This window comes from Mycobacterium sp. GA-1841 (assembly GCF_001954135.1).
Taxonomy (GTDB): Bacteria; Actinomycetota; Actinomycetes; order Mycobacteriales; family Mycobacteriaceae; genus Mycobacterium.
Genome location: NZ_MBEQ01000094.1, coordinates 104,946 through 124,781, shown reverse-complemented (window position 1 = coordinate 124,781; position 19,836 = coordinate 104,946). Strand labels below are relative to the sequence as shown.

14 protein-coding genes and 2 pseudogenes are annotated in these 19,836 nt (G+C 66.5%); 6 read left to right on the top strand and 10 right to left on the bottom strand.

Annotation, left to right across the window (positions count from 1 at the left end; all coding sequences use genetic code 11):
• Nucleotides 1-25 precede the first annotated feature (25 nt).
• From A5740_RS22325 to A5740_RS22315, 3 genes are all read right to left on the bottom strand, one after another.
• Complete coding sequence (locus A5740_RS22325) at nt 26-1,999, bottom strand: MFS transporter (RefSeq protein WP_076197664.1); 1,974 nt, start codon at nt 1,997-1,999, stop codon at nt 26-28.
• 148 nt (nt 2,000-2,147) lie between these two features.
• Entirely contained in the window at nt 2,148-3,173 is a 1,026-nt protein-coding gene (locus A5740_RS22320) for an alcohol dehydrogenase catalytic domain-containing protein (protein WP_076197662.1), read from the bottom strand.
• A gap of 2 nt (nt 3,174-3,175) precedes the next feature.
• Nucleotides 3,176-5,092: an NAD(P)/FAD-dependent oxidoreductase gene (locus A5740_RS22315; RefSeq protein WP_076197660.1), complete on the bottom strand. Its 1,917-nt coding sequence runs from the start codon at nt 5,090-5,092 to the stop codon at nt 3,176-3,178.
• Nucleotides 5,093-5,457: 365 nt separating this feature from the next.
• On the opposite strand from A5740_RS22315, the gene A5740_RS28840 reads away from it, so the two are divergent.
• Entirely contained in the window at nt 5,458-6,264 is an 807-nt protein-coding gene (locus A5740_RS28840; protein ID WP_175616325.1) for a PH domain-containing protein, read from the top strand.
• A 69-nt stretch (nt 6,265-6,333) separates the two neighbouring features.
• Here A5740_RS28840 and A5740_RS22305 read toward each other — a convergent pair whose 3' ends face one another.
• The 3 genes and pseudogenes from A5740_RS22305 to A5740_RS22295 form a co-directional block, all read right to left on the bottom strand.
• On the bottom strand, nt 6,334-6,957 hold the full coding sequence (locus A5740_RS22305) for a hypothetical protein (protein ID WP_076197656.1): 624 nt from the start codon (nt 6,955-6,957) through the stop codon (nt 6,334-6,336).
• A gap of 212 nt (nt 6,958-7,169) precedes the next feature.
• A pseudogene (locus tag A5740_RS29355) lies at nt 7,170-8,340 on the bottom strand (Fic family protein).
• Nucleotides 8,341-8,406: 66 nt separating this feature from the next.
• Nucleotides 8,407-9,291, bottom strand: a complete 885-nt coding sequence (locus A5740_RS22295) for an NmrA family NAD(P)-binding protein (RefSeq protein ID WP_076197654.1) — start codon at nt 9,289-9,291, stop codon at nt 8,407-8,409.
• A 97-nt stretch (nt 9,292-9,388) separates the two neighbouring features.
• Here A5740_RS22295 and A5740_RS22290 point away from each other — a divergent pair, with 97 nt between their 5' ends.
• Nucleotides 9,389-10,879, top strand: a complete 1,491-nt coding sequence (locus tag A5740_RS22290) for an amidase (protein WP_076197652.1) — start codon at nt 9,389-9,391, stop codon at nt 10,877-10,879.
• Between the two features lie 40 nt (nt 10,880-10,919).
• Here the strand turns inward: A5740_RS22290 and A5740_RS22285 are convergent, their stop codons facing one another.
• Entirely contained in the window at nt 10,920-11,510 is a 591-nt protein-coding gene (locus A5740_RS22285; RefSeq protein WP_076197650.1) for a TetR/AcrR family transcriptional regulator, read from the bottom strand.
• 139 nt (nt 11,511-11,649) lie between these two features.
• Between A5740_RS22285 and A5740_RS22280 the strand changes: the two genes are divergently transcribed.
• Genes A5740_RS22280 through A5740_RS22270 form a run of 3 tightly spaced genes read left to right on the top strand, consistent with a single transcriptional unit; the run spans nt 11,650 to nt 14,050 of the window.
• Nucleotides 11,650-12,990: a cytochrome P450 gene (locus tag A5740_RS22280; RefSeq protein ID WP_076197648.1), complete on the top strand. Its 1,341-nt coding sequence runs from the start codon at nt 11,650-11,652 to the stop codon at nt 12,988-12,990.
• On the top strand, nt 12,987-13,175 hold the full coding sequence (locus A5740_RS22275) for a ferredoxin (RefSeq protein WP_076197646.1): 189 nt from the start codon (nt 12,987-12,989) through the stop codon (nt 13,173-13,175). The genes A5740_RS22280 and A5740_RS22275 overlap by 4 nt, the downstream gene beginning before the upstream one ends.
• 20 nt (nt 13,176-13,195) lie before the next feature.
• Complete coding sequence (locus tag A5740_RS22270) at nt 13,196-14,050, top strand: SDR family NAD(P)-dependent oxidoreductase (protein WP_076197644.1); 855 nt, start codon at nt 13,196-13,198, stop codon at nt 14,048-14,050.
• A 288-nt stretch (nt 14,051-14,338) separates the two neighbouring features.
• Here A5740_RS22270 and A5740_RS22265 read toward each other — a convergent pair.
• Nucleotides 14,339-15,454: pseudogene (locus A5740_RS22265) on the bottom strand (CaiB/BaiF CoA transferase family protein); the annotation flags it as partial.
• Nucleotides 15,451-16,623 (bottom strand): acyl-CoA dehydrogenase family protein, encoded by a 1,173-nt coding sequence (locus A5740_RS22260; RefSeq protein WP_076197642.1) that lies wholly within the window; start codon nt 16,621-16,623, stop codon nt 15,451-15,453. The gene A5740_RS22260 and the pseudogene A5740_RS22265, both read right to left, overlap by 4 nt.
• A gap of 122 nt (nt 16,624-16,745) precedes the next feature.
• Between A5740_RS22260 and A5740_RS22255 the strand changes: the two genes are divergently transcribed.
• On the top strand, nt 16,746-17,744 hold the full coding sequence (locus tag A5740_RS22255; protein WP_371454788.1) for a LacI family DNA-binding transcriptional regulator: 999 nt from the start codon (nt 16,746-16,748) through the stop codon (nt 17,742-17,744).
• 12 nt (nt 17,745-17,756) lie between these two features.
• On the opposite strand, the gene A5740_RS22250 is transcribed toward A5740_RS22255, so the two are convergent.
• Nucleotides 17,757-19,805, bottom strand: coding sequence for an MFS transporter (locus A5740_RS22250; RefSeq protein ID WP_254849299.1), 2,049 nt, complete (start codon nt 19,803-19,805; stop codon nt 17,757-17,759).
• Between the last annotated feature and the right edge of the window lie 31 nt (nt 19,806-19,836).

The following is a 19,836-nucleotide window of genomic DNA, read 5'->3' as shown; positions in this document are numbered from 1 at the left end:
GAACGCCGGACGGTGCCGATTCAATTCACGGACACGCTGTGGCCGCGGTCTCGGGCACCACCAGCACCGGTGTGGTGGCATGCGCGACGACGGCGCCCGCCACACTGCCTTCGAGGTGGCCGAGAAAACCGCTGCGCCGGTGCGGCCCGACCACGATGAGACTCGCGTGGTGGTCACGGGCTGTCGCGACGATGCCTTTCCAGATGGGTGCGGCTTCGACGGCCACGCTGCGCGCTGAGAATCCGGCCCGGACGGCAATCGAGGCGCCGTGGGCGGCCGTCTGCTCGGCGGCCCGACGCACCTCGGTGGCCTGATCGGCGTCGAAATGCGTTGACTCGGTTGGGGTGAACCCGACGTCGACGGGTTGCCACACGCACACCACGAGCGCGTCGCGTCCGGCCGGCAGTTCGGTGGCGGCCTGCTCGATCGCGGATCCGGCGCGGGCCGAACCGTCATAGGCGAACAGCACGGGGCCAGGGGTGGTCGACGTCTCGTGCGGTGACGGTGTCGCCGCTGGGCGAGCGCGTTCGGGTACGGCCGGTGCCGGCAGACGGGGCCGGAGCCGGGCGAGCAGTGGCGGTGAATACCACGCCGGCGATTCGCCGTCGAGGAACGTGTCGAGGTCAGGCTGCTGCGGCCGAGCCCCACTGAGCGCGTAGACGACCACGCCGAAAATGGCGCCGCCGACGGCCAATCCGAATCCGATCCACAGTGCGTCGACGGCGCCTGCGGTGAGACCACCCGCAGCGTGGGCGGCGAAATAGGCGAAGATCGGCGCCACCATGAACGCGGCCACCGCACGCAGCAACTCGATGATCGCGAAGACCCGCTGCAGGCTGTTGGACTGCAGTGAGAAACCGGCGACGAACAGCGCCGGGGCCACGGTGGCACCCAGGGCCAGCCCGGTCAGCGCCGCGCCGAGCAGAGCCAGCGGCCGGTTGTCGGGCAGAGCGAACAGAAACACCAGAATTCCGGCGGCCAGCAAGCCCATGCCGACCAGCGGCAGATAATGCATCGCCCGTCGGGTGATGACGAACCCGAACACGAAGGCCATCACGACGGCGCCGGCAAGTTCGGGCAGATACAGCAGTCCGACCTGCACCGGGCTGTAGGTCTGCATGAAGACCTGGGCCGTGAGGGCGGTGGCCGCCACCGAGGCGGCGGCCGCGAACAGCGCGACGCCGACTCCGGCGACCGGGATGGAACTGGTGAGCATGGTGCGGATGGTCAGCAGCGGCCGGCGGGCCCGGAACTGGTAGACCATGAGCACCACGATCAGTGCCAGGCCGCCGAGCATCGGAGCCCACGCTGCCGGGTCGGTGAAGTCGTGGCTGGTGAGTTGCGCGGCACCGATGAAGGCCGCGGCGCAGCCGACCGAGGCCAGGCCGATGGCCTTGAGGTCCCGCGGGGCGTCGAGGTCGGCCGGTGGGGCGTCCTCGAAGGTCAGGGCCGCCATGATCAAGGCCGTCACCGCGATGGCGGCGATGACCCAGAACAACGGCCGCCACGCCTGCGCCTCGGCCTGCAGACCGCCGATGAACGGGCCCAGGGCGACCGCCCCGAACACGCACATGTTCATGATCACGGCGGTGTAGCGCAGCTTGTCCCGGGGAAAGCCGATGGTCAGGGATGGTGCCGCCGCAATCAGCAGCATGCTGGTGGACAGTCCCTGCAGTACGTGGCCGCAGACGAACATCACCCCGTTCTGCGCGGAGGCGGCCAGCACCGAGCCGAGGACCAGCACAACCGCATACGCCAGCAGCATCCGCCGCTGGGGCAGGTGCTGGGCGAACTGGACGGCCAGCACCGTGCCCACCGCATAGGCCGCGTTACCCAGGCCGAAACCCAGGCTCATCGCCTGGGCCGTCATGTGCAGTTCGGCGGAGATGACCGGCACCAGCGGCTCCACCGCAGCTGAAAGCGCCAGATACGGGATGAGCGCCAAGCTGACCATGGCGGCCGCGGCGGGATACCGGCCGGCGAGTGGTCCTTGACGCATCAGCGGTGCCCGTCGCTGTCCGTCGGATACACCTCACCCGTGAAGGCGGACTCGGGGCGGTCACTTAACGGGTTCGGTGGGCACACGTGCCCGTGGAACCGTCCACAATGCGGACTTCATTCCCAAATCAATGAAAGTGTGACGTGGGCTACGTCGTCAGGCGGATCTTGAGGTGGTCTCCGGATCGCGACATGGCGGCCGCGTAGCCCTCGGCCGCGTCGTCGAGGGGCAGCGTGTCGGTGAAGATGCCGTCGACGTCCAGCCGACCGGCCTGCAGCAGAGGGATCAATTCCGGCCAGGTCTGCTGCACCGGCGCGGTGGTGAGCCGGACGGTCAGACTGCGGATCAGGCAGGCCAGCGCAGGCAGCGGGTAGGGCTGCAGATCGTGCACGCCGACGATCGAGACCGTGCCGCCGGCGCGCACCGCCTCGATCGAGTCGTTGATCGAGGCGTCGGTACCCACGGCGTCGATGACCGCGTCGACGCCGAGTCCTCCGGTGGCCTCCCGGATCGCCTGCACCGCGGGCGGGGCGATCCCGACCGCACCCCATTTCTCCGCGCGCATACGTCTGGTCTCCACCGGGTCGACCGCGAAAACCTGTGCCGCCCCGAGGGTGAGCGCGCTGCGTAGCGCACACATGCCGACCGCACCCAGTCCGACGATCGCCACCGAACCGCCGATGGGGATGTCGGCGCGTTTCGCGGCTGCCCAGCCGGTGGCCAGGTTGTCGGTCAGCAGCAGGGCTTGCTCGGTGGTGATGCCTTCTGGGACGGCCAACAGTTGGAAGTCGGCGGCGGGCACGGCGAGCAGTTCGGCCTGGGCGCCACCGAGCGCGCCGGAGCCGAAGATCTGAGGACCGTGCACGCAGCGGATCGGGTCATGGGTGGCGCATCCCGTGCATTTTCCGCAACCGGCGACCGACGACACCAGAACCCGGTCACCGTTGGTGAATTTGGTTACCTGTGAACCCGTTTCGACGACGGTGCCGACGGCTTCGTGCCCGAGGGATACCGGGTCGACGATGGGGTAGTGGCCTTCGAGGAAGTGCAGATCCGAGCCGCAGATGGCGGTCGATTCCACTTTGACGATCACGCCGTCCGGCCCGGGCAGCTCGGGGTCGGGCCGGGTGTCGACGTGGATCTTTCCGGCACTGTCGACGACGACGGCGCGCATACTCAGGCCTCCTGCACGGTGAAGTCGGACCAGACGGGTTCGTTGATGGCCGAACGGTATTCGCTCAGCCGCCACGGGCTGACGGTGTGGATCTCACCGTCGGCGTTCTTGAAGTACGAGTGTTCGACCGACGGGTGCGCCCACACTGTTTGACGGATCTGTTCTTGGGAGCGTCGATGCCAGTCTCTCGTCGGTTCCGGGCGCGGCTCCATGGTCTTGGCGCCGGTGCTGACGAGGTGCTCGAGACACTGGTTGATGTAGCGCATCTGCAGTTCCGAGTTGAGGATCAGGCTGCCGCCGTGCGCCAGGTGCGTCCCGGGCCCGTAGGTCATGAAGAAGTTGGGAAAGCCTGGCACGGTGATGCCACGGTAGGCGTACGGGCGCTTCCCCCATGTGTCGCGCAGGTCGACGCCGTCGCGTCCGGCGATCGTCATCGGGAACAGCACCTCAGTGGCGCGAAAACCCGTGGCGTACACGATGATATCGACGTCGTACGTCTCGCCGTCGGTCGTGACGATGCCGGTCGGGGTGATGCGTTCGATCGGAGTGCGGATCAGGTCGACGTTGTCGCGTTTGAGGGTGGCCAGCCAGCTGCCGTTGTCCTGCAACGTGCGCTTGCCGGTGGCCGGATAATCGGGCAGCACCTTGGCCAGCAGCTCGGCATCGTCGCCGACCTGGGTGGTGATCCAGTCGGTGAACATGATGCGGGCGATGGCGTTGATCTCGCTGACCGCGTTCCGTTGGTCCGCGTAATCCGGGTCCACGCGGGCGGCGTCCAGACCCTTGTCAGCTCCGGGCCACAGCAGCAGGAAACGGTACCAACGGCCGTAGTACGGAAGGTGTTCCATTGCCCAGCGCACACCATCGGCAACGGGCTCGTGGTACATCGGGTTGGGGAACATCCACTGCGCGGTGCGCTGGAAAACCGTGAGGTGCTCGACCTTGTCGGCGATGGCCGGGGCGATCTGGAAGCCGCTGGCGCCGGCGCCGATCAAGGCCACCCGCTTGCCGGTGACATCGACGCTGTGGTCCCAGGCCGCGGAGTGAAAGGCCGGTCCGGCAAAGGTTTCCGCGCCGGGGAAGTCGGGGATCTGAGGACGGTTGAGCTGGCCGACGGCGGTGATGACGGCGTTGGCGTGCAGCGTCTCGGTTCCCGTGGGCGTGCGCACGGTGACGTCCCAGTGGTCGTCGTTCCAGGCGGCGGAGACCACTTCGGTGTTCCACCGGATGTGCGGTTCGAGATCGTGTCGGTCCACTACGTCACGGAAGTATTGGCGCAGTTCGGGTTGTTCGGCGAAGAAGTGTTCCCAGTGGTTGCTGGGTTCGAAGCTGTAACAGTAGAAGTGGTTGGCCACGTCGACGCGGGCGCCGGGATAGCTGTTCTCCCACCAGGTTCCACCCGGGCCGGCATTCTTCTCCACGATGGTGAAGTCGATGCCGGCCTGCTTGAGGCGCACTCCGGCCAGCACCCCGGACTCCCCACAGCCGATGACGATGACGCTGAAGCCGTTGGTGTTCTCCAGGGTTCTGGGTCGGCGTGGGTCGACGCCCTCGAGGTCGAGTTCTTCGAGCATCAGTGGCACGTTGTCGTCGTCGACCGACTCGCAGGCCGCCCAGTCCATCATCTCCCGGACCACCTCGGCGGGCAGCGGGTCGGGCACCGGGCAGCCACGATCGCGGTAGTCGGCGATCACCGGCAAGGCGACCTCACGTGCGCGGGCCTTGTCTTCCTCACTCATGAAGCCTTGGACCTCGTTGAGGAACAGCCCGGCCTGTTTGAACTCACGGATGTAGCGCGGGTCGCCGGTGATGTGCACGAGAGAAAGAAGCAGCGTCGGGATGCTGACCTGCTCCAACGCCGCCGTGATCTCGGCATCGGGGGTGGTGAACGGCTGGCCGACGTGAAAGCTCCGGGTCACGCGGCGTTACGCTACGCGTCGTAGCGTTATGGGGCAAGGGGCTTCCTCCTCTATCGATTGCAGTTTTCAATGGCGGATTGCAGTTTGAGATTGCGAAGTTGGCGGATCTGCCCTCTGGAATGCAAGGAGCCGCAGCCGACGCGGGCTTGTGTCCCAAATTGACCACATACACAAGACGCATTTTCGGCAGCAGCATGCACTTCAGATTCGGTCGGGTGAAAAACGCGTGATCTGGCGGCTACTCCTCAGGCTCCCGACGAAGCAACGAAGTTGGCCTCTAGGCCGGGCTCGCATCGCCTGCTCGATCACTGCAGACAGTTCTGAACGTCGATACTGGGTGGCCGGCATCGGTCTACGATTCGGTGGTGGCAATCGTTGGAAATTCGGCGACCCGGATTCTGGCGCCCTACGAGAGCGCTTACCCGGCAGTTCTGTCCGCGATGCAAGCCGTCGGGATCGAGGTGTCCATGCCGTCCAACCCGATCGTCGGCGAGTCCAGACGGTCGCTTCGAAAGAACCGCTGGGCTGCAACTGTGAGTGCGGCCATGCGTCCAGAGACAGACGCAACTACCGTGATTGACTGGTCTGTGGACATGTTCGGTGACAAGCACGACAATGTACTCGCCGAGATCCTGGAGGCAATCAACATCCCGATCGACGACCTGGGCGTCGGTGAGGCTCTGAACCGTCTGGGCAAGATGGGCCGCTTCTTCGGTCACCTCGAAGCACGTGCGCTCGCCAACTACGTTCACCTCGATGAGCGCGTCGTTGAGCTCGCTCAGGGCGTCTACGCCGACCGCCAGGGAATGCTGGTCCTGACTACGCAGCGTTTGTTCTTTTTCGACAAGAGCCTTCTGGGCGCGAAAGTTGAGGAGTTCGACTTCTCGGCCATAGGGTCGTTGGGCTTTTCGAAGAGATTGGGCGGCGAGGCAATCGACATCTCGATTTCGGGGCGCTCTGCTCAGATCAGCCAGGTCGCGCACGGTCGCGCCGAGACATTCATCGCCGCGTTCCGCGCCATGCGTTCCGGCGCACCGACCACTAACGCGCAGTCAGCCCCAGTGCCAGATTTGGCCGATCAGATTCGCAAGCTTGGCGAGCTGCGCGATGCCGGGATTCTCACCGACGAGGAGTTCGTCAATAAGAAGGCCGAACTTCTCGCACGCATGTGATCAAGTAGCTCAGCCGAGCACGTGGTGGGGAGTAGTACAAGGTGCCTTCAATTCGACTGCTACCGACTGCTATTGGAGATAATTAACGATCTCGCTCACCCGTTTGTATGCCTTCTGCTGCCGGTCGAGACGCGCCTGCCGCTCTGCTGGATCGGGTGTCCACAGTGCCTGCCGGCCGGGATGAATACTCACTACTGACTCGATCCCTCGATCGTGCTCCAGGCTGGGATCATGCTTGAGGATCCGCCGCCAAACGTCGGCAGCCTCATTACCCTGGAGTAGGACAACACGGCAGTCCGTGGCCAGCCCGACCAACTTGAGCAACACTGCAGCGCCGGCAGCACGTTCGGCCGCACTGGGCGCGCGGTTGATGTACCACGGGTAAGCGTTCCATGGAAGAACACTCCGCGGCGAGATGTCATGCTGCTCGAACAGTTCGAGCTGCCGTTGCGCCGTCGGATCATCGTTCTCGACGCACAGAAAACCTGAACCCGTCCCGTCCTGTGTCTTGGGGCCCGGGTCGCGCAGCACCGAGATCACAAGCGCGTCAGTTCCGGCGTGCATCGGGGCCACCTCCGGCAGCCAGCGGCCTTGGGCTGGGTCTTGAAGCTCGGCAACAAACTGGTTAATCGGTGCGATGTGCGGGGCCATGCGCTGGTCGCGCTGCTCCTGCAGGAATGTCGCGCTTGCCATACGCCGAACCACATTGCGAGCATACGTCCGGCGCCACGCGAATCGCTCAGTTCGGGAAGAGCTGAATATCGGGATGCATGCTGGCACTGTTCTCGGATTTCGTCATCCAGGCTGCAAAAAGTGCGTCCGACAAACATGGACATCACCGGGTATTGCTACCTACACCTTCCACTACGGAGATTCATCGAGGTATCGGTGGCCGTCCCCCGTGCTCACCCGCGTCGTCCGGCCCGTTCGACGAAAGCGTCGAGCGCATCCAGGATTTCAGGCGCGCACCAAGCACGATTGCGCGCTCGGTCGGTGAACTCGACGACGATGCCCGCCTTGGTGAGAGGACCCATGTAACGACGGGGGTGGTCAGTGGAGATCCCGAGCTCCTCGCGCAGGAGCACACCGTTGACGACTGGCCGCCGGGTCAGCAGGTCGGCAACTTTCCACACCGCCGAGTCCGACCGTGCGGTGACCCGGTCGTTCCAGCTCGGCCGGATCTCACGCAGCTGGGTGATCAGCTGCCGGCCGTTGACAACCGCGCGCTCGCTGGCGTGGGCGAACCGCTCGACGATCGGCGCGAGATCGTCTTCTCGGTAGGCGGTGAGAGCGGCAAGGTAGCCGTCGGTATCGGACAGCATCCCCGCGGACACCGGGACCGTCACCTGCCGGGTCAAGCCTTTGTTGCGCAACATCGACTGCGCCAGCGCCCGGCCCGTGCGACGTTGCCGTCGGTGAACGGGTGGATGGTCTCGAATTGGGCATGGGCTACGGCGATCTGGGCGAGCAGAGCAACGTCGTCGCGTGCGGCGAAGGCGATCAAATCGTCGATCGCGGCGGGGACACGCTCGTGGCGGGGCGGGACGAACATCGCGCCCCGCGGGCTGTTCCCACCGCCGATCCATACCTGCTCAGTACGCCACCGTCCCGGTGTGTGCCGCGACTGGCCGACCATCAGTGCGGCGTGCATGGCCAGGATGGCATCAGCGTCGACCCGATCTGACAGTTCGACGGCGGCCATCATCGCGGCTGTGTTGGCGACTATCTGTTCGGCGTTCGCCTTCCCTCTAGCGCCCGGCAGTTCAGCCTCTGCGATGGCCGCGCGGACGCGGTGAGGTTCTCGATGCGGGAGCTGGCCGCGGACTCGCTGCGCAGGAGCACGGCCGAGAACGGGGCGATCTCGCCTCCGAGTTCAGCATCGAATCGCGTGATGGCGAGGCTGGCGTCCTCGGCAGCCGCGTACACATCCGAGGGCAGTTCCAGATGGAGGTCGGCGATAGATGAGGGGATCGCAGCTCGATACGGCCCACCCCGGCGAGACGACCGGGAGTAGCTGCTGTCCAGGCTTGGAGTCCAGGGCAGCGTCTCGCAGCTGAGCGGCGCAAGTGTCGCCATAGGTCCCCTATAGCGACACTTAATCACCTAAGTGTCGCTACAGGGTGCAGAGAGCGACACTTAGCGCTAAGTCCAGGCCCGCTCCCGCCAGCGCCAGGCGTTGTCGTGGACGAACTCGGGCAAGGTGCGTGGCGACCGGCCCAGCAACCGACGGACGTCGTCAGTCAGCGGCTGGTTCGCCCCGAATCGGGTCAGCGTGTACACCGCACACATGAAACCCACGGTGTCCCAACCGACTCCGCGCCTGCGCAGGCGGCGGGCGAAGCGGAACAGTCCCGGTCGGGTGTAGGTGACCTTGATGCCCACCTCGGCGGTCAGTGTCGCGGCCACCTCGTCCATCGTCAACGCCGCGGGCCCGGTGAGGTGATAGACGGTATCGACGTGCCGCTGCGGCTCGGCGAGGATTTTCGCCGCGACCTGGGCGGCGTCCCGCGCATCGATGAAAGTGGTGCGTCCGCGGCCGGCGGGAATGAACACTTCGCCGTGCTCGACGATGTCTTCGCCGTGGGTGGAGATCTGTCGGTGCAGGTTCTGCATGAAGAAGCTACATCGCAGCACCGTCCAGGTGAGCGTGCTGTCCCGCAGCGCCTTCTCGACTTTGTAGTGCGGAATGAACCTGGCCCGGTCGGCACCGAACACCGACACGTACACGATGTGGCGACAGCCGGCGCTTTCGGCCGCAGCGATGAACGGGATGATCGCGTCTCGTGCGGCTCGGTTGCCGGGCAACGGGAACAACAGGAACAGGCAGTCGACGTCGGCCAGTGCGCGGTCCCAGGTGGAGCGGTCGAAGAAGTCCAGGGCGACGACGTCGGTCGAGCCGCCGCTCAATCTCGCCTTCAGCTCGTCCGGGTGCCTGCTGGCCACGCGCCAGGACAGGCCCGACGGCCGGTTGAGCTGTTCCACCAGTTCGTAGCCGACGTTGCCCGACGGTCCGGTGATCAGCAGCATGCCTCACTGTAGGCAGAGAGGCCCGGGCAGGAGGACCAGCCGCTTCCTTCCGGGCGGTAGCTCACCGCGTAGCGTCACCTCGGTCTAGGTTCGTGGGATGGACTTCGACGAGTACCGGGCGCACGATGCCACCTCTTTGGCGAAACTGGTTGCTGACAAGCAGGTTTCGGCGGCTGAGCTGCTCGCGACGGCTCGGGATCGGGCGGCGGCGGTAAACCCGATGATCAACGCCATCGTGCGCGACGTCCCAGCGTCGCCGACCGACGATCTCACCGGTCCCTTCGCCGGGGTCCCGTTCCTGATAAAAGATCTTGCGCAGGACTACGCGGGTTTGCCCACCTCGGCCGGCTCCCGTGCTCAGATGTCGCTGATCGCCGCCGAACACGCCACCGTCGTACAGCGCTGGCTCGACGCGGGCCTGGTGATCTTCGGAAAAACCAACACTCCTGAGTTCGGAGCAAAGGGCATCACCGAGCCCGACGCATGGGGGCCCACGCGCAACCCCTGGGATTTGTCGAGGTCGCCGGGTGGGAGCTCGGGCGGGTCGGCGGCCGCCGTCGCCGCGGGCATCGTGCCCTGCGCCGGCGCCAATGACGGTGGCGGGTCGATCCGCATCCCGGCGGCGAGCTGTGGACTTGTCGGGTTGAAGCCGGGCCGCGGCCTGACGCCGTCGGGACCGGTGACCGGGGAATCCATGCATGGCGCGGCGGTTCAGGGCGTCGTCTCGCGGACGGTACGCGATACGGCGGGGATGCTCGATGTGCTCAGCGGCGGCGAACCGTGGGGGCCGTACGTGCCAGGCCTGCCGGCGGAGTCGTTCGCGTCCTGTGTCGGGGCGGAGCCCGGGAAGTTGCGGATCGGGCTGCGGGTGCCGACGGCGATCAACCCAACGCCGCACCGCGAGGCGTTTGCGGCTGTCGAGGCGACGGCTGCCGTGCTGACCGAGCTCGGCCACCATGTCGAGGAAATGCCCCAAGCACCCTTTGACGACGCCGCGCTGGCCCGCGACTTCCTGTTGACCTGGTTCGTCTACAGCGCATGGGAACTCGCCGAGGCCAAGCGGTTGACCGGCGCAGGTGACGACGCGTTCGAGCGGGACACGCTCATCATGGCGGCGATCGGCCGCGCCACGAGCAGCGTCGACTATCTGGACGCGGTGCAGCGGCGTCAAGAACACACGCGGCGGCTGAGCACGTTCTTCGAGTCCTACGACCTGCTGTTGACGCCCACTCTGGCCACTCTGCCGCCGCAGATCGGCGAGTTTGATCTCCCGGTTGTGCTGCAGCGTGGCGCGGACATGCTGATCAAGACGCGTACCGCAAGCATGTTGCGCTACACCAAGATTGTCGACGACATGGTGGACAAGAACCTCGGCTGGGTGCCCTATACGCAACTGGCGAATATCACTGGCCGCCCGGCGATCTCGCTGCCGCTGCATTGGACGGCAGAGGGGCTGCCACTCGGTGTCCAGTTCGTCGCACCGCTCGCCGGGGAATCGCTTCTCCTCAAGTTGGCGGCCCAGCTCGAGCAGGCGATGCCCTGGGCAGATCGCTTCTGCTCCCTCACATTCGAGGACGTCATAGGGTAACGATCTCGAACAGGTCGTCGAGGCCGGTGAAGTCATCGGGTCAGGAAGGTGGACGCAGATTCGCTGTGCGTGGCGGTTTGAGGCCCAGCGTGCGCCGGCCGGCCGTGACCAGTTGGTCGTAGAGCTCGCGCTCATCGATGCCGTTGAAGTCCACCCCGACGGCGGCCGAGATGCCGGCCATGACGATGGCGGCGCGGACCTGCCCGCTGACCCCAGGTTCTGCGCCGGCGAGAAGATCCGCTTGTCGTTTCACGAGAGCAGCCACGTGCGGTTGTTGGCGTAGGAGGTCGGCGACGCCGGGATCGCCGCTGAGGATCGGAAACAGCTCACGGTGTGCCACGGCCAGGGAGACGTAGCCGGTGAGCATGGATTCGGCTTGGGCTCGATTGCCACGTTGCGCTTCGGCGGTCTGCACGCGCTCGGCCAGCTCGTCGATCACGGGCTCCATGATGGTGCTCAGTAGCTCATCGCGGGTTCGAAAGTGGTGGTAGATCGCCGATTTCGTGAGGCCGAGCTCGTCGGAGATCATCTGCAGAGAGGTCCCCGCGACGCTGTGGCGGCGGAACAACTCGATGGCGGCGTCGATCAACTTCTGCCGGGTGGTGCCACCGGCCGGAGCCGAGGCGTTCACCGGAACGTCCTAAAGGTAGCGTTGCTAACAATTTGCCGCTGGCTGACCATTCGTACAGTATATGTCTGTACGATTGGTCAGTAAGCAGCTGTACGTTTGGTCAGCTCACTCAGTCCATCCCGCCCAGTCAGGAGCACGCATGACGTTGAACACCGTGCCGCAGCCGACGCCGATCGCCGAGAACTCTCCGCTCGACGGCATCGACTTCTTCCACGACCCGGCCCTGGTCGCGGACCCCTACCCGGTGCTGGAGCAGATGCGGAACACGAACCCCGTGCTGCGGGAGCCGTCGAAGAACGTCGTGGTCGTCACCGGCTACGACGAAGCGCTGGCGGTGGCTACCGACCACGACTCGTTCTCGTCGTGCAACACGACCACCGGACCGACCCCCGGATTCCCGGTGCCGCTCGAGGGTCTCGACGAATCGGAAGTGCGCAGAATGATCGAGGCGCACCGCGACGAACTCCCGTTCAGTGACCAGCTCCCCTCGTTCGACCCGCCGACCCACACCGCGCACCGGTCGCTGCTCAGCCGCCTGATCACCCCCAAACGCCTGAAAGAAAACGAAGAGTTCATGTGGCGCCTCGCCGATCAGGTGCTGCAGCCCTACGTCGCCGACGGTGGTGGCGAGTTCCTTCGCGCCGTCGCCAATCCCTTTGCGCTGCTGGTCATTGCGGATCTCCTCGGCGTCCCCGAGGCGGACCGTCCCGAACTCACCGCACGACTGACCGGGGACAACTCGCTCGGCAGCACCGATGACGAGGTCATGACGCACGCTCCGTTGGAATTCCTCTACGCCCGGTTCAGCGACTACATCGAGGACCGGCGCCGCAGTCCCCGCCGCGATGTCATGACCGAGATGGCACAGGCCACCTTCCCGGACGGATCGATCCCAGAGGTCATCGACGTGGTGCGGGTGGCGGCCAATCTCTTCTCGGCCGGCCAGGAGACCACGGTCCGGCTCCTGTCCTCCGCCTTGAAGATCCTGGCCGAGGATGCCGAACTCCAGCAACACCTGCGTCGTCACCCCGACCAGGTGCCCAATTTCGTCGAGGAGGCCCTGCGTTTCGAGAGCCCGATCCGAGGTGATTTCCGGCTGGCCCGTGCCACCACGACCGTCGGTGATGTCGAGATCCCCGCGGGCACTGTGGTGATGGTGCATTACGGTGCGGCCAACCGCGATCCGCGCCAGTTCGACAACCCCGATGTTTTCGACCTGGACCGGCACAATGCCCGCCGGCACATCGCCTTCGGTCGCGGGGTTCACAGCTGCATCGGTGCGCCGCTGGCCCGCGCCGAGGCGAAAGTCGTCATCCAGCGGCTGCTGGCGACCACCAGTTCCATCGAGATCGACGAGTCCCAGCACGGAGCCGCCGACGCCCGCCGATACGACTATGTGCCCACGTACATCCTGCGCGGTCTGACCGATCTGCATCTCAAGCTGACTCCTGCTGCGGGCGCAGAAGGGGAGCCCCGATGAGGGTGGTCGTCGACGACGAACTCTGCCGCGGACACGGGGTATGTGCGGGGCTGTGCCCGGACGTCTTCACGCTCACCGACGGCGGCTACGCCGAGGCCCTCGTCACCGACATCCCGTCGCAACTCGAAGACGCCGTCATCGAAGCGGTCGACGGTTGTCCGGAACACGCCATCCGTTACGCGTAATAGTCAAAGGAAAGAACAATATGTCAACAGATTTCGAGCGTCGCGAGCGCACCGCATTCGACCTGTCCGGCAAGGTGGTGGTCGTCGTGGGTGGGGGCCAGATGCCCGGACCCAAGATCGGCAATGGCCGGGCCACAGCGATCGTGGCCGCCCGCCACGGTGCGGAGGTGGTGGTCGTCGACCGAAACCTCGCCGCCGCAAAGGAGACGGTGGAGATGATCGCCGCGGAGAACGGCAAGGCTTACGCCGTGCAGGCCGATGTGGCCGAAAAGGAGGACTGCCAGCGCATTTTCGACACCGCGATGCAGCAGAGCGGCCGCGTCGACGGGATGGTCTACAGCGTGGCGATCAACCCGCCGTTCGACCGGGTGAACAATGCGATGACCGTGGAGGACTTCAACCACGGCATCAACGTGAACATGCTGGGCTGCTACTACTGCAATCTCTTTGCCGCACAGTGCATGGAGAAGAACGAGGGTGGATCGACCGGCAGCATCATCAACTTCTCGTCGATCGCGAGTATCAAGAACGAGGTCGGTCTCAACATCGGGATCATGCCCTACGCCCTGGGTAAGTGCGGGCTGAACTACATCACCGAACTCACCGCGACCCAATACGCCGACGCCGGCGTGCGCGCGAATACGTTGATGCTCGGCCCGATCGACTCCACGTTGGGTAACCACGATTCGCAGGAGTTGTTCGGTTTCGAACCCGAGGAGGTCGACGAGGCCTACCGGGAAGTGGTGAAGCTGAAGATGGGTCGGGCCAGCGCCTGGGAGACCGGCTATGCGGCCCTGTTCCTGCTCGCCGACGAGTCCCGGTTTATGACCGGGCAACAGATCCGACTGGACGGCGGCGCCACCCTGGTTCGCTGAGGTGTCTCAGTCCGAATGTGCGGTCGGGCTCTGGGTGGACTCCCACTTGGACTCCAAGGACCGCGTGACCGGTGTTCCGGCGGCCAACTCCCGCTGGAACGTCGCACCGTCGTCGTCCTCGAAGGTGACCACGAAACCCGACTCCGTCGACTCTTTGTGAACCACCTTGCAGACGGGTTCACCGCTGCCGAGGGTGATGATGTCACCGGGGACGACGTCGTCGATGCGGCTATCGGCGTTGGGTTCAGACATGGTTTGACGGTAGCCATTTTCGTCGAGCGTCAAACCGCCGAGCCGCGGCGGTGCCGTGCGGTAGCGCGGCGGGGTGACGCTCAGCCGGATCGGATTGGACACGGTGGCCACCGGCTTGCCTCGGCACGGATCGTCGATCGTGGTCACCGGGCTGAGGCCGAGACGCTCGGCGAGCGCGAAGGCGTCGGCGAGGTCGTTGAGCGGACCACATGGCACCCCCACTTCGGTCAGCGCCTGGTACCAGCCGTCGGCCGTATCGGTGGCCAGCGCCCGGATGAGCTCCTCGATCAGCGCCTCGCGATGGCGCACGCGCTCGGCGTTGGTGGCGTAGCGGGGATCTTCGGCGAGCTCGGCTGTCCCGAGAACCTTTGTCAGCGCCTGGAATTGGCGGTCGTTGCCGACCGCGAGCACCAGTGGCCGGTCGGCGGTCGGCAGCACCTCGTACGGGGCGATGCTGGGGTGGCGGTTGCCCATGGCCTGGGGTACCACGCCGGCGGTGACGTACCCGGAGGCCTGGTTCACCAGCGCCGACAGCAGCGATGAGAGCAGGTTCACCTCGACCCGCTGACCGGTGCCGGTGCGGTCGCGATGGCGCAGCGCCGCCAGGATGCCCACCGCGGCATGCAGTCCCGTGATCACATCGACCACGGCGACACCGACCTTGGTGGGGGTGGCCCGATCCGGTCCGGTGATGCTCATCAGCCCGCCGACCGCCTGGATCAGCAGGTCGTAACCTGGAAGTTGTTGCTCGCGGCCGAATCCCGTGATCGAGCAGTACACCACGCCGGGGTTGGTCCGGCTGACGTCGTCGTAGCCCAGCCCGAGCCGGTCCATGGTGCCGGGCAGAAAATTCTCCACGACCACGTCGGCCCGGGCGGCCAGCGCCTGCGCCTGCGCCAGTCCGGCGGGGTCGCGCAGATCCAGCGTGACGGACTGTTTGTTGCGGTTGACCGACAGGAAATACGAGGCCTCCCCGTCGACCCAGGGCGGTCCCCAGCTTCGGGTGTCGTCACCGGTGCCCGGGCGCTCGATCTTGACGACGGTGGCGCCCAGGTCGGCCAGCAGCATGGTGGCGTACGGGCCGGCCAGCACCCGGCCGAAGTCGGCGATCAGCAGGCCGTCGAGAGCTCCGGCGGAATCCGCGGCGTTCACCGGAAAGCCGAGGCGCCGGTGAGCGCCCTGCCGATGGTCAGCTGGTGCACTTCGGAGGTGCCCTCGTAGGTCAGCACCGACTCGAGGTTGTTGGCGTGCCGCAGCACCGGGTACTCCAGGGTGATGCCGTTGGCGCCCAAGATGGTTCGGCATTCGCGGGCGACCGCGATGGCCTCGCGCACGTTGTTCAGCTTGCCGAGGCTGACCTGTTCGGGGGCGATCTCCCCGCGATCCTTGATCCGGCCGAGGTGGTAGGCCAACAGGTGACATTTGCCGACCTCGAGCGCCATGTCGGCGATCTTGGCTTGCGTCAATTGGTACGCCGCCAACGGCTTGTCGAACACCTCGCGGGTCTGCGCGTAGTCGATGGCGGTCTCGAGGCAGTCGCGCGCAGCGCCGGTGGCACCGAAGACGATGCCGAACCGGGCCTCGTTCAGCGCCGATAGCGGGCCGCGCAGGCCCTGGGCCTTGGGCAGCACCGCATCGGCGGGCAGGCGCACCCCGTCGAGCACGAGTTCGGAGGTGACCGATGCGCGCAGCGAGAGTTTGGCGTGGATCTCCGGGGCCGAGAATCCGGGGGTGTCGGTGGGGACGACGAAACCGCGGATGCCGTCGTCGGTCTGCGCCCACACCACGGCGACGTCGGCGATGGAACCGTTGGTGATCCACATCTTGGTGCCGTCGAGCACCCAGTCGTCGCCGTCCCGCTTGGCGCGGGTGCGCATGCCCGACGGGTTGGAACCGAAGTCGGGTTCGGTCAGCCCGAAGCAGCCGATCGCCTCGCCGGTGGCCATCTTCGGCAGCCAGTGCTGCTTCTGCTCCTCGCTGCCCCAGTGGTGGATGCTGAACATGGCGAGCGAGCCCTGCACCGAGACCAGGCTGCGCAGGCCGGAGTCGACGGCTTCCAGCTCCAGGCACGCCAGGCCGTAGGCCGTCGCGCTGGTGCCCGCGCAGCCGTAGCCGTCGAGGTGCATGCCGAGCACGCCGAGTCCACCGAGTTCGGTGGCCAGTTCGCGGGCGGGCAGGGTGCCGGCCTCGAACCATTCCGCGATGTGCGGCCGGATGCGCTGATCGCAGAACTTGCGGACCGTGTCGCGCATGGCGAGCTCGTCCTCATCGAGGAGGGCGTCGAGCGCGAACAGCTGGGCCAGCGTGGTGGCCTTGGACATTTTTCCTCCTGGAGCCGCAGACGTGTGCAATCGGTTGTCAGAACGTTTGCGAGAACGATTGCATCACCTACAGTAAGGGCGCATCGCGGATGCGGTCAATCCGCCGGATCAGGAGGTCGGCAGTGACGGGTCGGGCGCCGACGCTCAAAGAGATCGCCGACCGCGCCGGGGTCCACATCTCCACGGCGTCCCGGGTGCTGCGGCAGCCCGAGCCGATCGACGGCTGGTCGGAGGCGGCGCTGCGAGTGCGGGCAGTGGCCGCCGAACTGGGGTATCAGCGCAACCTGCAGGCCGCCAGCCTGCGGACCCGCCGGACCACCACGGTCGGGGTGGTGATGCCGCGGTTGACCGACGGCGTGGTGGCGACGTACTTCGAGGGCATCGAAGAGGCCGCGACCGCCGCGGGGTACTCCGTGCTGCTCTCCAGCCCGCCCGACGACCTCGACGCGCAGCGGCGCGCCATCGAATTCCTGGTCAGCCGGCAGGTGGACGGCCTGCTGCTGTCGAGCCTGCACATCCCCGGTGACCGCTTCCTGGAGTCGCTGAACCTCGGCCGGGTACCGGTGCTGCTGATGACCCGCCACGCTGAGGCCGGCGTCCCGTTCGTCGGCGGCGACGACCGTCGCGGCGGATACCTGGCCGGGCAGCATCTGCTGGAGCGCGGCCTGAGCGATCTCGCCGTCATCGCCGGCCCGGCGCATGCCACCACCGCCAACGACCGCCTGGCCGGATTCCGCGACGCGTTGGCCGACGCCGGGGTCGAGCTGCCGCCGCACCGGGTCAAACGTTCCACGTTCGACGTCGCCGGCGGCCGTAGCGCCGGCACCGAGCTGCTGACCGGTCCCGATCGGCCGCAAGGCATCTTCGCGGTCAGCGACTCGATCGCGATCGGCGTGGTCGGTGTGGCCCGCGACGTCGGCTTGAGCATTCCCGACGAGCTGGGTCTGGTGGGCTACAACGACATCCCGGTGGCTGCGCAGCTGCCGGTGCCGTTGACCACCGTGCGCTCCCCGGCCCGACAGATCGGTGCCACCGCGTTCCGATGTCTGCTGGACGTCATCGCCCAGCGCCATGTCGAATCCGTCCGTCTACCAGTGGAATTGGTGGTTCGCGGTACCTGACGTGGCTTCGAGCTACCGAGGCGGAGTGCTCCACCGCGCTCGGGACGTTTGCGGTGCGACGGGTTGCGGGCGACGCCGCGCCCCAGGTGACCGTGGCGTGTGCAGAGGTGCGGTGGGCGCGTTCGGTGACGGTGGTGGGGTGGCCGCCGGGGTCGACATTGCCGCCATGTTCTGCCGTTGCACCTCGCCGTCGATGCCGTCGGAAAGCCGTCCGAGGTAGCCGATGAGGGCTGCCACGTCGCCGTCATCCCAACGCGACAGGATGGACTCCAGCCGGGAGATATTGAGGGCGCGTTGGCGCTCAAAGGTGTTGCGGCCGTGCGACGTGAGCAGGAAGCGCGGCGGTGCGGCCTGATCGGTGGTGGGGGATCGGCCGACCATGCCGTCGCGAATCAAGGTGGACAACCGCTCATCGACGGTCTCGGCCGGGCTGTCGACCGCGCGCGCCAGTTCGTCCAGGGTGAGGGGGTCACCGCCGCCGAGATAGGAGGCGATGACGTAGTCGCCGCGGTCCAGTCGGTAGGGCGTCGAGGGGATCTGCAACGCCACTGCTGCCTGGCGGCCGAGCGCGGTCAGCACGTTCTCGAGTCGCTGGGCCCGGCGTCGCACCGGGACGGGCACCACGACCTGTTCCACATCCGCCAACGCCGGCGTCGGGACTGCGGTCGGGATCGTCACGGCCAGCAGAGCTCCCACCACGGCCGCGCCGCCGGCGATCAGCATGGCGGTCTGGAAGGCCGCCAGCGTCGGGAACGTCTGGCCGGCGAAGACGATGGTCATCTGGGCCAGCACCGCGCCGGTCACCGCGCTGGAGGTCGACGTGCCCAGCGAACGGGCAAGTGAGTTGATCCCGTTGGCGGCAGCGGTTTCTGACACCGGCACGGCCGAGTTGATCAGGGTGGGCAGGGCTGCGAACGCGAAGCCGACGCCGACGCTGCACACCACGCCGAATGTCAGGACACCTGCCGCTGAGCCAAGGAGTTGGGTCCCGCCCAGGTAGCCCACCGCGATGATGACGGCGCCCAGGACCAGGGTGAACCGCGGTCCGCGGGTGGCGATCACCTTGGCCGCGACCGGGGATGCGGCCATCATCGCCAGGCCTCCCGGCGCCATCCACAGGCCCGCCATCACCATGGATTGGCCCAGGCCGTACCCGGTTGCTGCCGGCATCTGCAGGATTTGGGGGCCGATCAGGCTGGTCCCGAACATCCCGAATCCGATTGCCACCGAGGAGATGTTGGTCAGCAGGACTGGGCGTTTGAGCGTGGTGCGCATGTCGACCAGCGGTGTCGGCGCGCGGTACTGCCACCAGCCGAACACCACGAAGACCATGACCGACCCGATCAGCAAGCCGAGCGTGAGGGGGCTGCTCCAGCCCCACGACGCGCCTTTGGAGATGGGGAGCAGTAACAACAGCAGTGCGGTGGCCAGTCCGACCGCCCCCAGCGCGTCGAATCGGCCCGTGGACGTCGAGGGCACGATGTCGGGGACCATTGTCGCGAACAGGATTCCCGAGAGCAGGCCCAAACCCGCTGCGAACCAGAACAATACGTGCCAGCTGGAATGCTCGGCGATCACTGCGGACAGGGGCAGACCCAGTGCGCCACCCACGCCGAGTGAGGCGCTCACCATACCCATCGCGCCGCCGACGCGGTCGGCCGGCAGGGCGGCGCGCAGCACGCTGATGCCCAGAGGGATGACCGGAGCGCCGAAGCCCTGCAGGGCGCGACCGACCACCAGCGGCGCCAGGGAGCTGGTGAGCGCGGCGATCACCGAACCGGCGGTGAGAAACACCGCGCAGGCGATGAGAATCCGCTTGGGGCCGAACATGTCTCCGAGTCGACCGAACATCGGCGTCGCCACGGCGCCGGTGAGAAGTGTGGCGGTGACCGCCCAGGACGCATTGGCCGGGCTGGTGTTCAGGATCTCGGGCAGTTGTGGAACCAGTGGCACCACGAGTGTCTGCATCAGGGAAACGCTGACGCCGGCGGCCGCGAGCACCGCAACCAACGTGCCACCGCCTTTCGGGGTGGCCGGACGTTCGACCAGCTGCTGAGACACTGCAGCGACCTCCTTCGATACCAGGGCGTTT